This is a genomic window from Pseudomonas sp. LBUM1647 (genome assembly GCF_059716175.1).
The window spans coordinates 4,783,776-4,799,666 of record NZ_CP166809.1; the positions used below are offsets into that span (position 1 = coordinate 4,783,776).

The following is a 15,891-nucleotide window of genomic DNA, read 5'->3' on the forward strand; positions in this document are numbered from 1 at the left end:
GTCCTTATGTCAGCGACCCTGAGCAAACCCCTGGCACCTTCCTGGGTCAGCCGATTCAAGGAACAGAGCCTGGAGCGTGGCCGTCGCTACGCTTTGGAGAACCGCGTCAGGATCGTCGAGGCTGGCGACGCCACGATCATTGCCGCCTGCGAGGGCTCTGGCGGTAACGTTTACCGTCAGACCATTCGCCTGCGCGAATCAGCCAAAGCCACATTGCTGATGATTGACGCCACTTGCACCTGCCCGGTCCACAGCAACTGCAAACACTGCGCAGCGGTGCTGCTGAAAGTGCAGGAAACCCTGGCCTACCCAGCCGCCGCGCAAGACGCCGAGCTACTCGAGAAACTTCAAGCCGTACTGGAAAACCGTAGCCCGAAGGCGCCGCAAGTGCTGGTGGATAACGTGCAACCGGTGCCGCGCTTGTGGCTGGCGAGCATCGAGTTCAGCGCCTTCGAACCGCGCAATGGCAAGATGCAGCGTTATATTCAGCATCGCGCGGCGTTGTCTTTCAGCTATCTGGATGAATACGTTTCCGGGCAGAAGAACGCTGACGTCCTGATTCGTCAGGAGACGCAAACGTTACGGATAAAACGCCACCCGGAAGTCGAACAGACCTACAGGGAGCAGCTGCGAATCCTCGGTTTCAAAGTTGCCACCCGGCAAAGCAAGGCCTTGCCGGAAAGCGCCGGCGAACTTTTCGAGATGGTCAACGACAGCGCCTGGCTGACCTTTACCCTCAATGAACTGCCGAAGCTGCGTACCCAGGGCTGGGAGTTGCAGATCGACGAAGACTTCGGTTTCGACCTGACTGCCGTGGACGATTGGTACGCCACCGTCGAACAAGCGCCGGAGCGCGACTGGTTCGATCTGGAACTGGGGATCATCGTCAACGGCGAGCGGCTGAGTCTATTGCCGATCCTGTTGAACCTGATGCGCTCCCACACCGAGATCCTCAACCCGGAACGCCTCGCCCGACGTCGCGACGACGAGTTGATCCTGGTGAACATCCCCAATCGCCCGAACTCCGAGTACGGCCCGTTGCAAGTCGCCCTGCCCTTCGGCCGATTGAAACCGGTGCTGGCGACCCTCGGCGAGTTCTACCTGCAAGGGCCCGGCGAAACGACGCTGCGCCTGAGCAAGGCCGATGCCACGCGACTGAATCCGCTGGAAGACCTGCCGTTGCTTTGGGAGGGCGGCGAGCAAATTCGCACCTTTGCCCAGCGGCTGCGGGACATCAAGGACTTCACTGCGACCGCACCGGAAGGTCTGAACGCGACCTTGCGCCCCTATCAGCTGGAAGGCTTGAGCTGGATGCAGTCGTTGCGGCAATTGGAAGTCGGCGGGATTCTCGCGGACGACATGGGTCTGGGCAAAACCCTACAGACCCTGGCGCACATTCTCAGTGAGAAGAACGCCGGACGCCTCGATCGGCCGTGCATGGTGGTGATGCCCACCAGCCTGATCCCCAACTGGCTGGATGAAGCCGCGCACTTCACACCGCAACTCAAAGTGTTGGCGCTGTACGGCGCCAGTCGCAAAAAGCATTTCGACACGCTGGCCGATTACGACCTGATCCTGACCACCTATGCACTGCTGCCCAAGGACGTCGAACGTCTCGCTACGCAGCCTTTGCACGTGTTGGTTCTGGACGAGGCGCAATACATCAAGAACCCCAACAGCAAGGCCGCCCACGCCGCCCGCGAGTTGAATGCCCGTCAGCGTCTATGCCTGAGCGGCACGCCGCTGGAAAACCACCTGGGTGAACTGTGGTCGCTGTTTCACTTCCTGTTGCCCGGCTGGCTTGGTGATGTGAAAAGCTTCAACCGCGATTACCGCGTGCCAATCGAAAAGCGCGCCAGCGAAGTACGGCTTCAGCACCTCAACGGCCGGATAAAACCGTTCCTGCTGCGTCGAACCAAGGAACAAGTGGCGACCGAGTTGCCGCCGAAAACCGAAATCATCCATTGGGTCGAGCTCAACGAAGCCCAGCGCGACGTGTACGAAACCATGCGCCTGGCGATGGACAAGAAAGTCCGCGACGAGATCACCCGCAAGGGCGTGGCACGCAGCCAGATCATCATTCTTGAGGCGCTGCTGAAGCTGCGTCAGGTGTGCTGCGATTTGCGTCTGGTCAACGATGCCACCCTGCCCGCTCGCGGCAGCACCTCAGGCAAGCTCGACAGCCTGATGGAAATGCTTGAGGAATTGTTCGATGAAGGTCGGCGGATTCTGTTGTTCTCGCAGTTCACTTCAATGCTGTCGTTGATTGAAGATGAGCTGAAAAAACGCGGGGTCGATTATGCGCTGCTGACCGGGCAGACCCGCGACCGGCGCGCACCGGTAAAAGACTTCCAGAGCGGCAAGCGGCAGATCTTCCTGATCAGCCTGAAGGCGGGTGGCGTCGGCCTGAACCTGACCGAAGCCGACACGGTGATTCACTACGATCCGTGGTGGAATCCGGCGACGGAAAATCAGGCGACTGACCGGGCGTATCGCATTGGTCAGGAGAAGCCGGTGTTCGTCTACAAGATGATTGCCAGGGGCACGGTGGAAGAGAAGATTCAGCATCTGCAGAAGGAAAAATCCGACTTGGCGGCTGGCGTGCTGGATGGGCGCAAGACCGGGGACTGGAAGTTGCAGAGTGATGATATTGAAGCCTTGTTTGCGCCGCTGCCGGACAAGTTGGAAAAGCGCTGAGATAGTCGGCGCCTGGTAGATCGCTTTCGCGAGCAAGTCCGCTCCCACACTTGATCTCTTTCGTACACAAGATCTGTGTTCACTGAAAATCTAATGTGGGAGCGGGCTTGCTCGCGAAAGGGTCGACTCGATTTACCGAATGATCAAGCTTTCAACACCCGCACCAACGTCGATTTCACCTTACCCATCCCGTCATGCAGCGCTTGCTCGATTTCGGCCATGGTGATCACCGCCGTCGACTTGCCCGCTGCCGGGTTTACTACCAGCGCCAGACAGGCGTAATCCAGTTCCAGCTCGCGAGCCAATGCCGCCTCCGGCATCCCGGTCATGCCGACGATGTCGCATCCGTCACGTTCCAGTTTCGCGATTTCAGCGGCGGTTTCAAGCCTCGGGCCCTGAGTGCAGGCGTACACGCCATGACTGCTATAGCCAACACCTTCGGCCGCCAGCGCCGCGATCAACTGCTGACGCAATGCCTCGCTGTAGGGGTAGCTGAAGTCAATGTGTGTGACCTGTTCGAGATCATCGGCGAAATAGGTGTGTTCGCGACCACTGGTGTAGTCGATCAGCTGATGCGGCACGCAGAAATGTCCGGTCCCCATCGCGGAATGAATCCCACCCACCGCGTTGACCGCGAGAATCGCTTCGGCGCCAGCCTGTTTCAGCGCCCAGAGGTTGGCGCGGTAGTTCACCTGATGCGGCGGAAAACGGTGAGGATGGCCGTGGCGCGCAAGAAACAGCACTTCCTTGCCGGCGTACTCGCCAATCTGCACTTCAGCCGAAGGCGCGCCGTAAGGGGTGTCCACCGCCAATGACTGACGAATACTCAGACCTTCGAGTTGAGTCAGGCCGGTGCCGCCGATAATCGCGTAAACCGTCATAACGAAAAGTCCTCAATCAATCAGTTGAGCATCTTTGAGCGCGCCGACCGCTGCGAGCCAGCGCGGGTTCTGACGGTATTCGGTGCTGGCGTACGACTGGCCGCGCATCCGCGCAATGCGCTCGGACGGCTTGACCTTCAGACGCTGGGCGGCGCTCAGGGCCAGTTCAGCGGCCGCACGATCGTTGCACACCAGGCCCATGTCGCAACCGGCAGTCAGCGCCGCTTCGATACGGCTGGCAGCATCGCCGACCACGTGGGCGCCTGCCATGGACAGGTCATCGCTGAAGATCACGCCGTCGAATTGCAACTCGCCACGCAGGATGTCCTGCAACCAGCGACGGGAGAAGCCGGCGGGTTGGGAATCGACTTGCGGATAGATAACGTGGGCCGGCATGACCGCAGCCAATTGCTGGCTCAGTCGGGCGAACGGCACCAGGTCATTAGCGCGAATTTCGTCGAGGCTGCGCTCATCAACAGGAATCGCAACGTGGGAATCGGCCTCGGCCCAGCCGTGACCGGGAAAGTGCTTGCCGGTGGCGGCCATGCCGGCGCTGTTCATGCCACGAATGAAGGCTCCCGCCAGCAACGCTGCACGCTCGGGATCACCTTCAAATGAACGGGTGCCGACCACGGCGCTGCGCTGGAAGTCGAGGTCCAGCACCGGAGCGAAGCTCAGATCGAGGCCGACGGCCAGCACTTCAGTCGCCATGATCCAGCCGCACTGCTCGGCGAGGTACTCGGCATTCGGATTGTCAGCGATGGCGCGCATGGCTGGCAGTCGCACGAAGCCCTGACGCAAACGCTGAACCCGGCCGCCCTCCTGGTCGACTGCCAGCAGCAGGTCAGGGCGAATGGCGCGGATGGCGGCGCACAACTCGCGCACCTGGCGCGGGTGTTCGATATTGCGGGCGAAAATAATCAGGCCGCCCACTTCGGGTTGGCGCAACAATTGGCGATCTTCAGCCGTCAGCCAGGTACCGGCGACGTCCACCATCAACGAGCCTTGCAGGCCAGCAGTCATAGAGATTCCTTGATAACGATAAACCCGGCACGCACGAAATCGCCGCCATGGGCTGTGCCCGGCAGGTCGGCGATATCAATGGGGAGCAGGTTCAGAACGAGAGTCGGCATGGGCGGCTAGCTTAGCGGATGTCAGCTGCCGCGCCCACCCGTGTGCGGTTAAACCTTGGCGGCAAGCGGGGTTGATTTGCTGCGCGGACGCAACTGCGCAGTGGCCATGGCCGCGTCGGTCACACCGGTTTCGGCGCGCATGCCCGCTGCCAGGAACGGCACCATCAGACGCATTACTTGCTCAATGGACGTGTTGACGCCGAAGTCGGTCTCGGCAATTGCACGCAGGGCCTTGATACCGGACATGCTGAACGCGGCGGCGCCGAGCATGAAGTGCACACGCCAGAACAGCTCAATCGGCGGAATACGCGGCGCAGCTTCGTTGACCAACATCATGTAGCGGCGGAACACCTTGCCGTACATGTCTTCCAGATAACGCCGCAAGTGCCCTTGGCTCTGACTGAAAGCCAGACCCAGCAAACGCATGAAAATCGACAGATCGTTGCCACTGCGTGGTTGCACCACCAGGGCTTGCTCGACGAGGATTTCCAGCAGCTCTTCAAGCGTCGGCCTGTTCTCCGGCTTGGCCTGACGCCGCTCCAGCTCTTTATCAAGGCTTAAGCAGAACGGCCCGAGAAAGCGCGAGAAAACTGCCTGGATCAGCGCCTTCTTCGAACCGAAGTGATAGTTCACCGCCGCCAGATTGACACCGGCCTTGCTGGTGATCAGACGCAACGAGGTTTCAGCGAAACCTTTTTCCGCGAACAATTGCTCGGCAGCATCAAGAATGCGTTCAACGGTTTCCGACTGGGCCATGGCTACTCCGCCTGACAAACACTTGTTTGAAACATACGTTTCAGCCTGTGTCTTGTCAAGCCTAGCCGTTCGTTTTGGGAATGGTCGGTCAGCTATTTAACCATACAACTCTCAAGCGTGAATCAGCAGGCTGATCGACCGTCTGGCGGTCGGCAAAAAAAGGGGCATTGCCAAGACCGTTTTACTGTATATAATCCCAGTCACTGTATAAAAAGACAGAGCGATCAATATGCTAAAGCTGACGCCACGCCAAGCAGAGATTCTGGCCTTCATCAAACGTTGCCTCGAAGACAACGGCTACCCGCCAACCCGTGCGGAAATCGCTCAGGAACTGGGTTTCAAGTCACCCAATGCGGCGGAAGAACACCTTAAGGCGCTGGCCCGCAAGGGTGCGATCGAGATGACGCCCGGTGCTTCCCGTGGTATTCGCATCCCCGGCTTCGAAGCCAAGGCCGACGAGTCCACCCTGCCGATCATTGGCCGAGTGGCTGCCGGCGCTCCGATCCTCGCCCAGCAGCACATCGAAGAGTCTTGCAACATCAACCCGTCGTTCTTCCATCCTCGCGCCGACTATCTACTTCGGGTTCATGGCATGAGCATGAAGGACGTGGGCATTTTCGACGGTGACCTGCTGGCAGTGCACACCACCCGCGAAGCCCGCAACGGCCAGATCGTAGTCGCTCGGATCGGCGACGAAGTGACCGTCAAGCGTTTCAAGCGCGATGGTAGCAAGGTCTGGTTGATTGCCGAAAACCCTGAATTCGCCCCTATCGAAGTGAACCTGAAAGATCAGGAACTGGTGATCGAAGGCTTAAGTGTCGGCGTCATTCGCCGCTAAAGGAGGCTTTATGCAGTTCCCACACACACCACAGCAAGCCCAACTGCCGTTGTTCGAGGCTTTCATGGTGCAGCCATTGGCGCCGATCCTGAAAGATGTGGTCGAGTCACCCTGGAGCGCCGAGCCCGAAGTCTTTAGTGAGCTGTCGCTGCGTGGTGCAGCCGGGAACTGCCTGAACCTTCTTGCGCCGATTCTCAGGGAGCTGAGTCAGGACCAGGACGCGCGCTGGCTGACGCTGATCGCTCCGCCTGCCAGCCTGACCCAAGCCTGGTTGCGGGACGCCGGACTTAACCGCGAACGCATCCTGCTGCTGCAACCGCGCGGCACTCAGAGCGCTCAGCAGTTGACCTGCGAGGCCTTGCGCCTGGGCCGCAGCCACACGGTGGTCAGTTGGCTCAACCCTCTGAGCACAAATTCACGGCAACAGTTGATCAGCGCAGCCCGTACCGGGGATGCGCAGAGCCTGAATATTCGATTGGGTTAACGTGTAAACAATGCGCGCCATGAATAGCGCGAGGCTTCTCAAAGGATAGAGAAGCCGATCTGTATCGGTATCAGCAAAATGCGACGAGCGGGATCAATGGAGAACTCGCGAACTCTCATCCGTATTGAATTCGCCTTCAACCAAGCGACCCGCCATCTGAACGCCGACGCTCAACATCGCCTTGGCGACTTCCACGTGCTGGCCTTGCAGGAAAGCCTTGGCATCCTCGGAGAAATCCAAAGTAACCAGAGAACCTTCGTCCTCGGCCCTGCGCAGCTCAATTCGGCCGTCTGGTAACTCTACAATTTCTAGAAAGGACGTTGGCATAAAGGTCTGTTCTCCACGAAAGGCGAGGATTATATAGGCATCGGCCAGGCTTCGCTCGGTAACTTGACCAGATGTCATTGCGAAGACATATCTGCTAGCACTCATCCCTGAGCGGACAACCCATCGGGTCATCCTTCCCTCAACACTCGTTCAAACCTTCGCGAAACCGAATCGCCAACCCTTTCAGGTTCTGACGCCAGCTCTCCAGCTCTTCCCGGCCCAGCTCTTGTGGAGCCTCTTCTTCATCCAGGTTAACGGCCAGGATCAGCGGCTGCGTCACGTCACCCTTAGGCTTGTGCGGCGCCCGTGGCGGCTGAAACAGTGCAGCATGGGCTGCCAGCAGTTTGGCCAGCCAGGTTTCCGGATTATTGGCCAACTCGACCATCTCGGCCATTTCCGGAATCGCGATGGCTTCAAGCACTTCGCGAGTCAGCAGCAACTCGGCCCGGGGCGCATTGGCCTGAGGCAAGCGATAGAAACCGGCGATTTCATGGCACAGTCCCAGCAACGCGCCGTACAGGTGAAACAAGGCCGACTCGCGTCCGGCCTGGATCAACGCCAGGGAGTTCATCGCCCGCCCCTCTTCGGCTCTGGCGAGCGCTTCCAGCGACAGGCCGGCGAAGTAAATCTTCTGGTTGGTACGGGTATAGAGTTCGTGGGCCATGACGGCAGCCTCCACAACGAAATAATTGCTTCACGCAGGTCAGACAGTGTCGGGGATCACCCGAGTTCACCGCAAGCACAAAACAAAAAGGCCGCATGAAAACCGGAGGGTTGTCATGCGGCCTTTTCAGTACAGCACCTGTTAAGCCTTAGCGGTCTTCGCCGGGCGCTTGTCTTCAACCGTCCACTTGCCGCCGTCGTAGTACGCCTTCCAGCCAGTCGGCTTACCGTCGACTTCAGTCTGTACGTACTGCTCTTTGGTTTTACGGCTGTAACGGATCACAGCAGGCAGGCCGTCCGGATCTTTCTTCGGTGCTTCGCAGAGGAAGTGGTACTTCGGATCGATCTCATCCTTGTGCGGCACAATTTCCATGACCAGCGGAGCACGCGTCTCGCGGTTTTTCGGGAATTGACTGGCCGCCAGGAACAGGCCGGAAGCACCGTCGCGCAGGATGTAGGTGTCGTTGACCTTTTCGCATTTCAGTTCAGGCATCTTCACCGGATCCATCTTCGGCGGTGCTGCATCACCGCTTTTCAACAGTTTTCGGGTGTTCTTGCACGTCGCATTGGTGCAGCCGAAGAACTTGCCGAAACGGCCGGTCTTCAGCTGCATCTCGCTGCCGCACTTGTCGCATTCCAGGCTCGGACCTTCGTAGCCTTTGATGCGGTAGCTGCCTTCTTCGATTTCGTAGCCGTCGCAATCCGGGTTATTACCGCAGATGTGCAACTTGCGCTTCTCGTCGAGCAGGTATGCGTCCATCGCCGTGCTGCAAATCGGGCAGCGATGCTTGCCACGCAGCACCAGCGATTCCGATTCACCCTCGTCGTCCGCCGCGATTTCGTCGCCCGGCACCAGGTTAACCGTGGCCTTGCAGCGCTCTTTCGGCGGCAGGCTGTAGCCCGAGCAACCAAGGAACACTCCAGTCGATGCGGTACGAATCTGCATCGGACGACCGCACAACACGCACGGAATGTCAGTCATCACCGGTTGGTTGGCGCGCATGCCGCCTTCGGCGCTTTCGGCTACTTCGAGTTTCTTCTTGAAGTCGCCGTAGAACTCGTCGAGTACGTTCTTCCAGTCGCGCTCGCCTTGGGCCACGTCATCGAGGTTCTCTTCCATGCCGGCGGTGAAGCCGTAGTCCATGAGATTGGAGAAGCTCTCGGCCAGACGTTCGGTAACGATGTCGCCCATCTTTTCTGAATAGAAACGACGGTTGTGCAGCGCTACGTAGCCACGATCCTGGATGGTCGAAATGATCGCCGCGTAGGTCGAAGGACGACCGATGCCGCGTTTTTCCATTTCTTTAACCAGGCTCGCTTCCGAGTAACGCGCCGGCGGCTTGGTGAAGTGCTGGGTCGGATCAAGCTTGATCAGCTTCATCGCATCGCCCTGAGCCATGTCCGGCAGCACGTCGTCATCGCCAGGCTTGGCAATTTGCGGCATGACGCGGGTATAACCGTCGAACTTCAGGATGCGGCCCTTGGCACGCAAATCGAAGTCACCGGCACCGACGGTGACAGTGGTCGACAGGTATTGGGCCGGCAGCATCTGGCAAGCGAGGAACTGGCGCCAGATCAGCTCGTAGAGCCGCTCAGCATCACGCTCCATGCCCGACAGCTTGCTTGGCTCGGTATTGGCATCAGACGGACGAATCGCTTCGTGAGCCTCTTGTGCGCCTTCCTTGCTGCTGTAGACGTTCGGGTTTTCCGGCAAGTACTTCTTGCCGAACTCGCCTTCAATATAAGTACGCGCCATCGTCACGGCATCGACCGAGAGGTTGGTGGAGTCGGTACGCATGTAAGTGATGTAGCCGGCTTCGTACAGACGCTGGGCCATCATCATGGTTTTCTTCACGCCGAAGCCCAGGCGATTACTAGCAGCCTGTTGCAGAGTGGACGTGATGAAAGGTGCCGACGGCTTGCTGCTGGTCGGTTTGTCTTCGCGTTTGACGATGCTGTAGCTGGAAGCCTTGAGCTTCTCCAGCGCGGCCATGGCCTGAGCTTCGTTGAGCGGCTTGAAGGCTTCGCCTTTCTCGCGAGCCACGTCAAAGCGCACAGTTGCGCCTTTGGCGGTGCCGAGGTCGGCGTGAACTTCCCAGTACTCTTCCGGGTTGAACGCGCGGATTTCACGCTCACGCTCAACGACTAGCTTCACGGCAACCGATTGCACGCGACCGGCGGACAGGCCACGGGCGACCTTGGCCCACAGCAGTGGCGAAACCATGTAACCCACCACGCGGTCGAGGAAACGACGCGCCTGCTGGGCGTTTACACGGTCGATGTCCAGCTCGCCCGGCTTGGAGAAGGCTTCCTGAATCGCCTTCTTGGTGATTTCGTTGAACACCACACGCTTGTAGCGGCTGTCATCACCGCCGATGGCTTCGCGCAGGTGCCAGGCAATGGCTTCCCCCTCGCGATCCAAGTCGGTTGCGAGATAGATGGTGTCAGCATCCTTGGCGAGCCGGCGCAGCTCTTCGATGACCTTTTCTTTGCCCGGGAGGATCTCGTACTTGGCTTTCCAGCCATGATCGGGATCGACACCCATGCGCGAGACCAGCTGCTTGCGCGCTTTTTCTTTCGGCGTGAGCACCGGACCTTCACCCGCAGCGGCCTTGCCGCGCTTGGCGGCTGGCTCTTTGCTGGCGCTAGCCGAACCGCTGGTGGGCAGGTCTCGGATATGGCCGATACTCGACTTCACCACGTATTGGTTACCCAGATACTTGTTGATGGTCTTGGCCTTAGCCGGGGATTCCACAATGACCAGCGATTTGCCCATGGATCAGAAAATTCCTGAATTCTAGAAGTGAAAGGCGGTTGGCGCCTGACGCGGCACCGCTATATATAGTGGCTACAAGGTGAGGTCAAGCGCAGGCTCTTGCGCGCACTCAGCTTATGGCTTGGAAAAAAGGCTCGGTTCGGCTTGCACCAAAGCAAAGCGTGGCACCTGTTCACCGTCAACCTCGACCGACTCCAGGAACATGCTCAAGGGACGCACCCAAAAGCCGTAATCGCCATACAGGGCTTGGTAAAAGACCACTTCTTCTTCGGTTTCCGAATGCCGCGCAATACTGAATACACGGTACTGCGGACCTTTGTAATGTTGGTAGAGCCCAGGTTGTATCGGCATGGTTTGGCCCTCGCTCAAATCTTTTCAAAATAAAAACAAAAATAAATTCAGAAAAACAAAAACCGGGGCACTTGGCCCCGGCTTCCGTCAACGGAACGCTTAAACGCGTTCGAAGACGGTGGAGATGCCTTGGCCGAGACCAATGCACATGGTGGCTACCCCGAAGGTGCCGCCATTTTGCTTCATCACGTTCAGCAGAGTGCCGGAGATACGCGCACCGGAGCAACCAAATGGGTGACCCAGGGCGATGGCGCCGCCGTGCAGGTTAACCTTCTCGTTCATCTTGTCGAGCACTTTCAAATCTTTCAGCACTGGCAGGGCCTGTGCGGCGAAAGCTTCGTTGAGCTCGAAGAAGTCGATATCGTTAATGCCAAGACCCGCGCGTTTCAGTGCTTTTTGTGTAGCCGGTACTGGACCATAGCCCATGATTGCCGGGTCCACACCTGCCACCGCCATCGAACGAATCACCGCCATAGGCTGGATGCCCAAGTCCTGCGCACGCTGCGCCGACATCACGATCATGCACGAAGCACCATCGGTGATTTGCGACGAAGTACCGGCTGTCACGGTGCCGCCCTTAGGGTTGAACGCTGGCTTCAGAGCCGCCAGGCTTTCCAGGGTAGTTTCCGGACGAATGGTTTCGTCGTAGTCGAACAGTTTCAGGAAACCGTTCTCGTCGTAGCCCTGCATCGGGATGATTTCGTCTTTGAACTTGCCTTCCAGCGTCGCTTTATGAGCAAGCTGGTGGGAGCGCACGCCGAAAGCGTCCTGTTGTTCGCGAGTAATGCCGTGCATTTTACCCAGCATTTCAGCGGTCAAACCCATCATGCCCGAGGCTTTCGCCGCGTACAGGGACATGTGCGGGTTCGGATCGACACCGTGCATCATGCTGACGTGACCCATATGCTCGACGCCGCCAACCACGAACACGTCACCGTTGCCGGTCATGATCGCTTGCGCAGCAGTGTGCAGAGCGCTCATCGACGAACCACACAGACGGCTGACGGTCTGGCCGGCAGCAGTATGCGGGATCTGGGTCATCAGGGACGCCATGCGGGCGATGTTCCAGCCCTGTTCCAGGGTCTGGTTTACACAGCCCCAGATCACGTCTTCGACTTCGTTCGGGTCGACCTTGACGTTGCGCTCCAGCAATTTGCTGATCAGGTGCGCCGACATGTCTTCGGCGCGGGTGTTGCGGTGCATGCCGCCCTTGGAGCGGCCCATCGGAGTACGACCGAAGTCGACAATCACGACGTCTCTAGGATTCAAGCTCATATATTCACTCTCACTCTAGTTGGGGGCGCTTAACCGAAGAACCGCTGGCCGGTTTTGGCCATTTCACGCAGTTTTGCGGTCGGGTGGTACAGCGCGCCCAAATCAGCGTACTGGTCAGCCAGGGCAACGAACTCTGCAACACCGATCGAATCGATGTAGCGCAGCGCACCGCCACGGAATGGAGGGAAACCAATACCGTAGACCAGACCCATGTCGGCTTCGGCAGCGGTTTCGACAATGCCGTCTTCCAGGCAACGCACGGTTTCCAGGCACAGCGGGATCATCATCCAGTTGATGATGTCTTCGTCGGTGACTTCACGCTGTTCGAAGACGATCGGCTTGAGCACTTCCAGTACCGACGGATCGGCGACTTTCTTCTGCTTGCCGCGCTTGTCGGTCTCGTAGGCGTAGAAGCCCTTGCCGTTCTTCTGGCCCAGGCGCTTGGCTTCGTACAGCACGTCGATGGCCGAACGACGGTCGTCTTTCATGCGGTCCGGGAAGCCTTCAGCCATCACGTCACGACCGTGGTGACCGGTGTCGATGCCGACTACGTCCATCAGGTACGCCGGGCCCATTGGCCAGCCGAATTTTTCCATGATCTTGTCGATACGGACAAAGTCCACACCGGCGCTGACCAGTTTGGCGAAACCGCCGAAGTACGGGAACAACACGCGGTTGACCAGGAAGCCCGGGCAGTCGTTGACGACGATCGGGTTCTTGCCCATTTTCTTGGCGTAGGCAACAGTGGTGGCAACTGCCACCTCGCTGGACTTCTCGCCACGGATCACTTCTACCAGCGGCATCATGTGCACCGGGTTGAAGAAGTGCATGCCGACGAAGTTTTCCGGACGCTTGAGGGCTTTGGCCAGCAAGGTGATGGAAATGGTCGAGGTGTTGGACGCGAGGATGGTGTCCTCTTTGACCTTATCTTCGACTTCGGCCAGAACGGCTTGCTTGACCTTGGGGTTCTCGACAACGGCTTCGACGACCAGGTCGACGTGACCGAAATCACCGTAGGACAGGGTCGGACGAATGCCATTGAGCACTTCGGCCATTTTCGCCGGGGTCATGCGACCTTTATCAACGCGGCCCACCAGCAACTTGGCAGCTTCAGCCAGACCTTGCTCGATGCCGTGCTCGTTGATGTCTTTCATCAGGATCGGCGTACCTTTGGAGGCCGACTGATAAGCGATACCGCCACCCATGATGCCGGCACCCAATACGGCAGCCTGCTTCACGTCTTTGGCGATTTCGTCGTAGGCCTTGGCCTTTTTCTTCAGTTCCTGATCGTTCAGGAACAGACCGATCAAGCTCTGCGCGGCAGAGGTCTTGGCCAGTTTGACGAAACCGTTGGCTTCGACTTCCAGCGCCTTGTCGCGACCGAAGTTCGCGGCTTTCTGGATAGTTTTGATCGCTTCGACCGGTGCCGGGTAGTTCGGGCCCGCTTGACCGGCCACGAAACCCTTGGCGGTTTCGAACGACATCATTTGTTCGATGGCGTTGAGCTTGAGCTTTTCGAGCTTCGGCTGACGCTTGGCCTTGTAGTCGAACTCGCCGGAGATGGCGCGTTTGATCAGCTCCAGGGCCGCTTCCTGCAGCTTCTCGGGAGCAACCACTGCGTCGACTGCGCCAACTTTCAGCGCGTCGTCAGGACGGTTTTCCTTGCCGGCGGCAATCCATTCGATGGCGTTGTCGGCACCGATGATGCGCGGCAGGCGCACGGTACCGCCGAAGCCCGGGTAGATGCCCAGCTTGACTTCCGGCAGACCGATCTTGGCCTTGGTGGACATGACGCGGTAGTCCGCCGCCAGGCACATTTCCAGACCGCCACCCAGGGCGATGCCGTTGATCGCGGCAACAGTCGGGACGTTGAGGTCTTCGAAATCGCTGAAAATCTTGTTGGCTTCCAGGTTGCCAGCAACAAGCTCTGCATCAGGCAGCTTGAAGTTTTCGACAAATTCGGTGATGTCGGCGCCGACGATGAACACGTCCTTGCCACTGCTGACGATCACACCCTTGATCGAAGCATCTGCCTTGATGGTGTCTACGGCCTGACGCAGTTCGTTCAGGGTTAGACGGTTGAACTTGTTGACGGACTCACCCTTGAGGTCGAATTTCAATTCGACGATGCCACTTTCAAGAGCCTTAACCGTGATGGCTTTACCTTCGTAAATCATCAACTGATCTCCACGATATGGAAGCTGAACAGTACACGTCGGACGCAGGCGAATGGCTCGGCAAGGACGTTTAACGTCAATGCTACGCCCATCCACCCGGCACACCCGCCAACGCGATAGTCGGGATTCTGTAGGAGCGGTTTGTAATACAAACGCTCAATTCATACGCCCGTTTGATTTGGGTACGTCACCTTCACGGAATTTCCGACAATTGTCAATCGCCCAAAATACGGGTTGAAACGCGACTTTCCGGTCATTTCCGTAATACGAAGCCCTGCAACACGCGGCTGCATGTGAGGCCATTCATAGGATCAATAATTAGAAAAGTCGCCCTAAATCGCTGCAGCCTATGTTTAACAAGCTACGCTGGCGGGACCTTGAGGAAAAAACATGAACGCTTTTGGCGAATGCCCAGCGTAAGATCAGCGCCACACAGAATTACCGGCCTGCCTGGCCAACTCCAGCCCGATGATGATGTCGGGCTTTTTATTGCCTGTCTGCCGGACGTTTCGCGCCATTGCGGCGCGAAATTTCCGCAATTTATGCCAGCGCTTTCAGCACCGCATCAATATCCTGCAAAACCGTCGCTTCGCCCTTCTCGCCCCAATACAACGTGATCATCTGCTTGTCTGCTTCGACCTTGTAAACGTTGTCTGGCAACTTTTCGAAATGAATCAGCAACGCCGGTTCCTCGCAGTCCTCCTGCCACTGATTGACCCACACACCCGGCGCTTTTTGCCAGTAGCTCCAGCACGCCGGCCGATTGCCACGCCGCGGTCGATGGTACTGGGCGCAAGGGCTCGGTGGCTCCTGGCTCAGCCAGTGCGGCCAGTCCTGAGGCGCCAGTTGCATCGCCAATCCGATGCGTCGCGCCTCCATGCGCAGGGCCATGCGGCCGCTCTGGTGGCGCGACGGCCGCAACCATGCCAGCGGACTTAGTACCACCAACATGATTGACACCACTATCCAGACCGTCATATCTCTACTCCCGATTCTTGATGAGCGCATTGAGTCACTTTGAAAACAATGCGCTTGAAACCAGCCATACTTACCAATATTGCAATCCTCAGGAGGAGCACCTCATGCCCTACAACCACATTCTGGTCGCTGTAGATCTAACCGAAGAGTGCGATCCTGTAATCCACCGCGCTCGCGAACTGTCGGTGAGCAACGGGGCGAAATTGTCCCTGGTGCACATTGTCGAGCCAATGGCGATGGCCTTTGGCGGCGACGTGCCCATGGACCTGTCACAACTGCAACAACAGCAGTTCGATCAGGCCAAGGAACGCCTGGACCGACTGATCGTGAAGTATCCGGAACTCTCCAAAGAATACAGCCACCTGACCTACGGCCAGCCACGCCAGGAGATTCACCACCTGGCCAAGGAACAAACCTGCGACCTGATCGTGGTGGGCAGCCATGGCCGACACGGCCTGGCATTGCTGCTGGGTTCGACCGCCAATGACGTGCTGCACGGTGCGCCCTGTGATGTGCTCGCGGTGCGCCTGATCAAAAGCTAAACCACAGCGCCTA

Annotated in this window: 14 protein-coding genes; 4 read left to right on the forward strand and 10 right to left on the reverse strand. The window is 58.3% G+C overall.

Annotated elements, in window-relative coordinates:
* Positions 1-6 precede the first annotated feature (6 nt).
* Positions 7-2,697 carry a DEAD/DEAH box helicase gene (locus ACA059_RS22005; protein WP_497630992.1) on the forward strand — a complete coding sequence of 897 codons (2,691 nt, stop codon included), beginning with the start codon at positions 7-9 and terminating at the stop codon, positions 2,695-2,697.
* 143 nt (positions 2,698-2,840) lie between these two features.
* Here ACA059_RS22005 and ACA059_RS22010 read toward each other — a convergent pair whose 3' ends face one another.
* The 3 genes from ACA059_RS22010 to ACA059_RS22020 all read right to left on the reverse strand — a co-directional run bounded on the left by ACA059_RS22010 (position 2,841) and on the right by ACA059_RS22020 (position 5,467).
* Positions 2,841-3,578 carry an S-methyl-5'-thioinosine phosphorylase gene (locus tag ACA059_RS22010; protein WP_497630993.1) on the reverse strand — a complete coding sequence of 246 codons (738 nt, stop codon included), beginning with the start codon at positions 3,576-3,578 and terminating at the stop codon, positions 2,841-2,843.
* 12 nt (positions 3,579-3,590) lie between these two features.
* The gene (gene nagZ / locus ACA059_RS22015; RefSeq protein ID WP_497634708.1) at positions 3,591-4,589 is read right to left on the reverse strand and encodes a beta-N-acetylhexosaminidase; all 999 of its coding nucleotides are present in this window, start codon (positions 4,587-4,589) and stop codon (positions 3,591-3,593) included.
* A gap of 170 nt (positions 4,590-4,759) precedes the next feature.
* A complete protein-coding gene (locus tag ACA059_RS22020) occupies positions 4,760-5,467 on the reverse strand; it encodes a TetR/AcrR family transcriptional regulator (RefSeq protein ID WP_497630995.1) in 708 nt (235 codons plus the stop codon).
* Between the two features lie 229 nt (positions 5,468-5,696).
* Between ACA059_RS22020 and lexA the strand changes: the two genes are divergently transcribed.
* Together lexA and sulA are read left to right on the forward strand one after the other, a co-directional pair.
* On the forward strand, positions 5,697-6,305 hold the full coding sequence (gene lexA / locus ACA059_RS22025; RefSeq protein ID WP_007933171.1) for a transcriptional repressor LexA: 609 nt from the start codon (positions 5,697-5,699) through the stop codon (positions 6,303-6,305).
* Between the two features lie 10 nt (positions 6,306-6,315).
* Positions 6,316-6,789, forward strand: coding sequence for an SOS-induced cell division inhibitor SulA (gene sulA / locus ACA059_RS22030; protein WP_497630996.1), 474 nt, complete (start codon positions 6,316-6,318; stop codon positions 6,787-6,789).
* A gap of 93 nt (positions 6,790-6,882) precedes the next feature.
* Here sulA and ACA059_RS22035 read toward each other — a convergent pair whose 3' ends face one another.
* The 7 genes from ACA059_RS22035 to ACA059_RS22065 all read right to left on the reverse strand — a co-directional run bounded on the left by ACA059_RS22035 (position 6,883) and on the right by ACA059_RS22065 (position 15,336).
* Positions 6,883-7,116, reverse strand: coding sequence for a hypothetical protein (locus tag ACA059_RS22035; protein WP_010456352.1), 234 nt, complete (start codon positions 7,114-7,116; stop codon positions 6,883-6,885).
* A gap of 139 nt (positions 7,117-7,255) precedes the next feature.
* The gene (locus ACA059_RS22040) at positions 7,256-7,780 is read right to left on the reverse strand and encodes a DUF6586 family protein (RefSeq protein WP_497630997.1); all 525 of its coding nucleotides are present in this window, start codon (positions 7,778-7,780) and stop codon (positions 7,256-7,258) included.
* A 141-nt stretch (positions 7,781-7,921) separates the two neighbouring features.
* The gene (gene topA / locus ACA059_RS22045) at positions 7,922-10,555 is read right to left on the reverse strand and encodes a type I DNA topoisomerase (RefSeq protein WP_497630998.1); all 2,634 of its coding nucleotides are present in this window, start codon (positions 10,553-10,555) and stop codon (positions 7,922-7,924) included.
* 114 nt (positions 10,556-10,669) lie between these two features.
* Positions 10,670-10,906, reverse strand: coding sequence for a DUF1653 domain-containing protein (locus ACA059_RS22050; RefSeq protein WP_046047845.1), 237 nt, complete (start codon positions 10,904-10,906; stop codon positions 10,670-10,672).
* 99 nt (positions 10,907-11,005) lie between these two features.
* Positions 11,006-12,181: an acetyl-CoA C-acyltransferase FadA gene (fadA, locus tag ACA059_RS22055; RefSeq protein ID WP_007944141.1), complete on the reverse strand. Its 1,176-nt coding sequence runs from the start codon at positions 12,179-12,181 to the stop codon at positions 11,006-11,008.
* Positions 12,182-12,210: 29 nt separating this feature from the next.
* The gene (gene fadB, locus ACA059_RS22060) at positions 12,211-14,358 is read right to left on the reverse strand and encodes a fatty acid oxidation complex subunit alpha FadB (protein WP_497630999.1); all 2,148 of its coding nucleotides are present in this window, start codon (positions 14,356-14,358) and stop codon (positions 12,211-12,213) included.
* 540 nt (positions 14,359-14,898) lie between these two features.
* Positions 14,899-15,336, reverse strand: coding sequence for a hypothetical protein (locus ACA059_RS22065; protein WP_497631000.1), 438 nt, complete (start codon positions 15,334-15,336; stop codon positions 14,899-14,901).
* A gap of 104 nt (positions 15,337-15,440) precedes the next feature.
* Between ACA059_RS22065 and ACA059_RS22070 the strand changes: the two genes are divergently transcribed.
* Positions 15,441-15,878: a universal stress protein gene (locus tag ACA059_RS22070; protein WP_008151425.1), complete on the forward strand. Its 438-nt coding sequence runs from the start codon at positions 15,441-15,443 to the stop codon at positions 15,876-15,878.
* The last annotated feature ends 13 nt before the right edge of the window (positions 15,879-15,891 follow it).

Coding starts and splice junctions, on each gene's coding strand:
- ACA059_RS22005 (WP_497630992.1), top strand. CDS start 7: ATGTCAGCGACCCTGAGCAAACCCCTGGCACCTTCCTGGGTCAGCCGA.
- ACA059_RS22010 (WP_497630993.1), bottom strand. CDS start 3,578: ATGACGGTTTACGCGATTATCGGCGGCACCGGCCTGACTCAACTCGAA.
- ACA059_RS22020 (WP_497630995.1), bottom strand. CDS start 5,467: ATGGCCCAGTCGGAAACCGTTGAACGCATTCTTGATGCTGCCGAGCAA.
- lexA (WP_007933171.1), top strand. CDS start 5,697: ATGCTAAAGCTGACGCCACGCCAAGCAGAGATTCTGGCCTTCATCAAA.
- sulA (WP_497630996.1), top strand. CDS start 6,316: ATGCAGTTCCCACACACACCACAGCAAGCCCAACTGCCGTTGTTCGAG.
- ACA059_RS22035 (WP_010456352.1), bottom strand. CDS start 7,116: ATGCCAACGTCCTTTCTAGAAATTGTAGAGTTACCAGACGGCCGAATT.
- ACA059_RS22040 (WP_497630997.1), bottom strand. CDS start 7,780: ATGGCCCACGAACTCTATACCCGTACCAACCAGAAGATTTACTTCGCC.
- topA (WP_497630998.1), bottom strand. CDS start 10,555: ATGGGCAAATCGCTGGTCATTGTGGAATCCCCGGCTAAGGCCAAGACC.
- ACA059_RS22050 (WP_046047845.1), bottom strand. CDS start 10,906: ATGCCGATACAACCTGGGCTCTACCAACATTACAAAGGTCCGCAGTAC.
- fadA (WP_007944141.1), bottom strand. CDS start 12,181: ATGAGCTTGAATCCTAGAGACGTCGTGATTGTCGACTTCGGTCGTACT.
- fadB (WP_497630999.1), bottom strand. CDS start 14,358: ATGATTTACGAAGGTAAAGCCATCACGGTTAAGGCTCTTGAAAGTGGC.
- ACA059_RS22065 (WP_497631000.1), bottom strand. CDS start 15,336: ATGACGGTCTGGATAGTGGTGTCAATCATGTTGGTGGTACTAAGTCCG.
- ACA059_RS22070 (WP_008151425.1), top strand. CDS start 15,441: ATGCCCTACAACCACATTCTGGTCGCTGTAGATCTAACCGAAGAGTGC.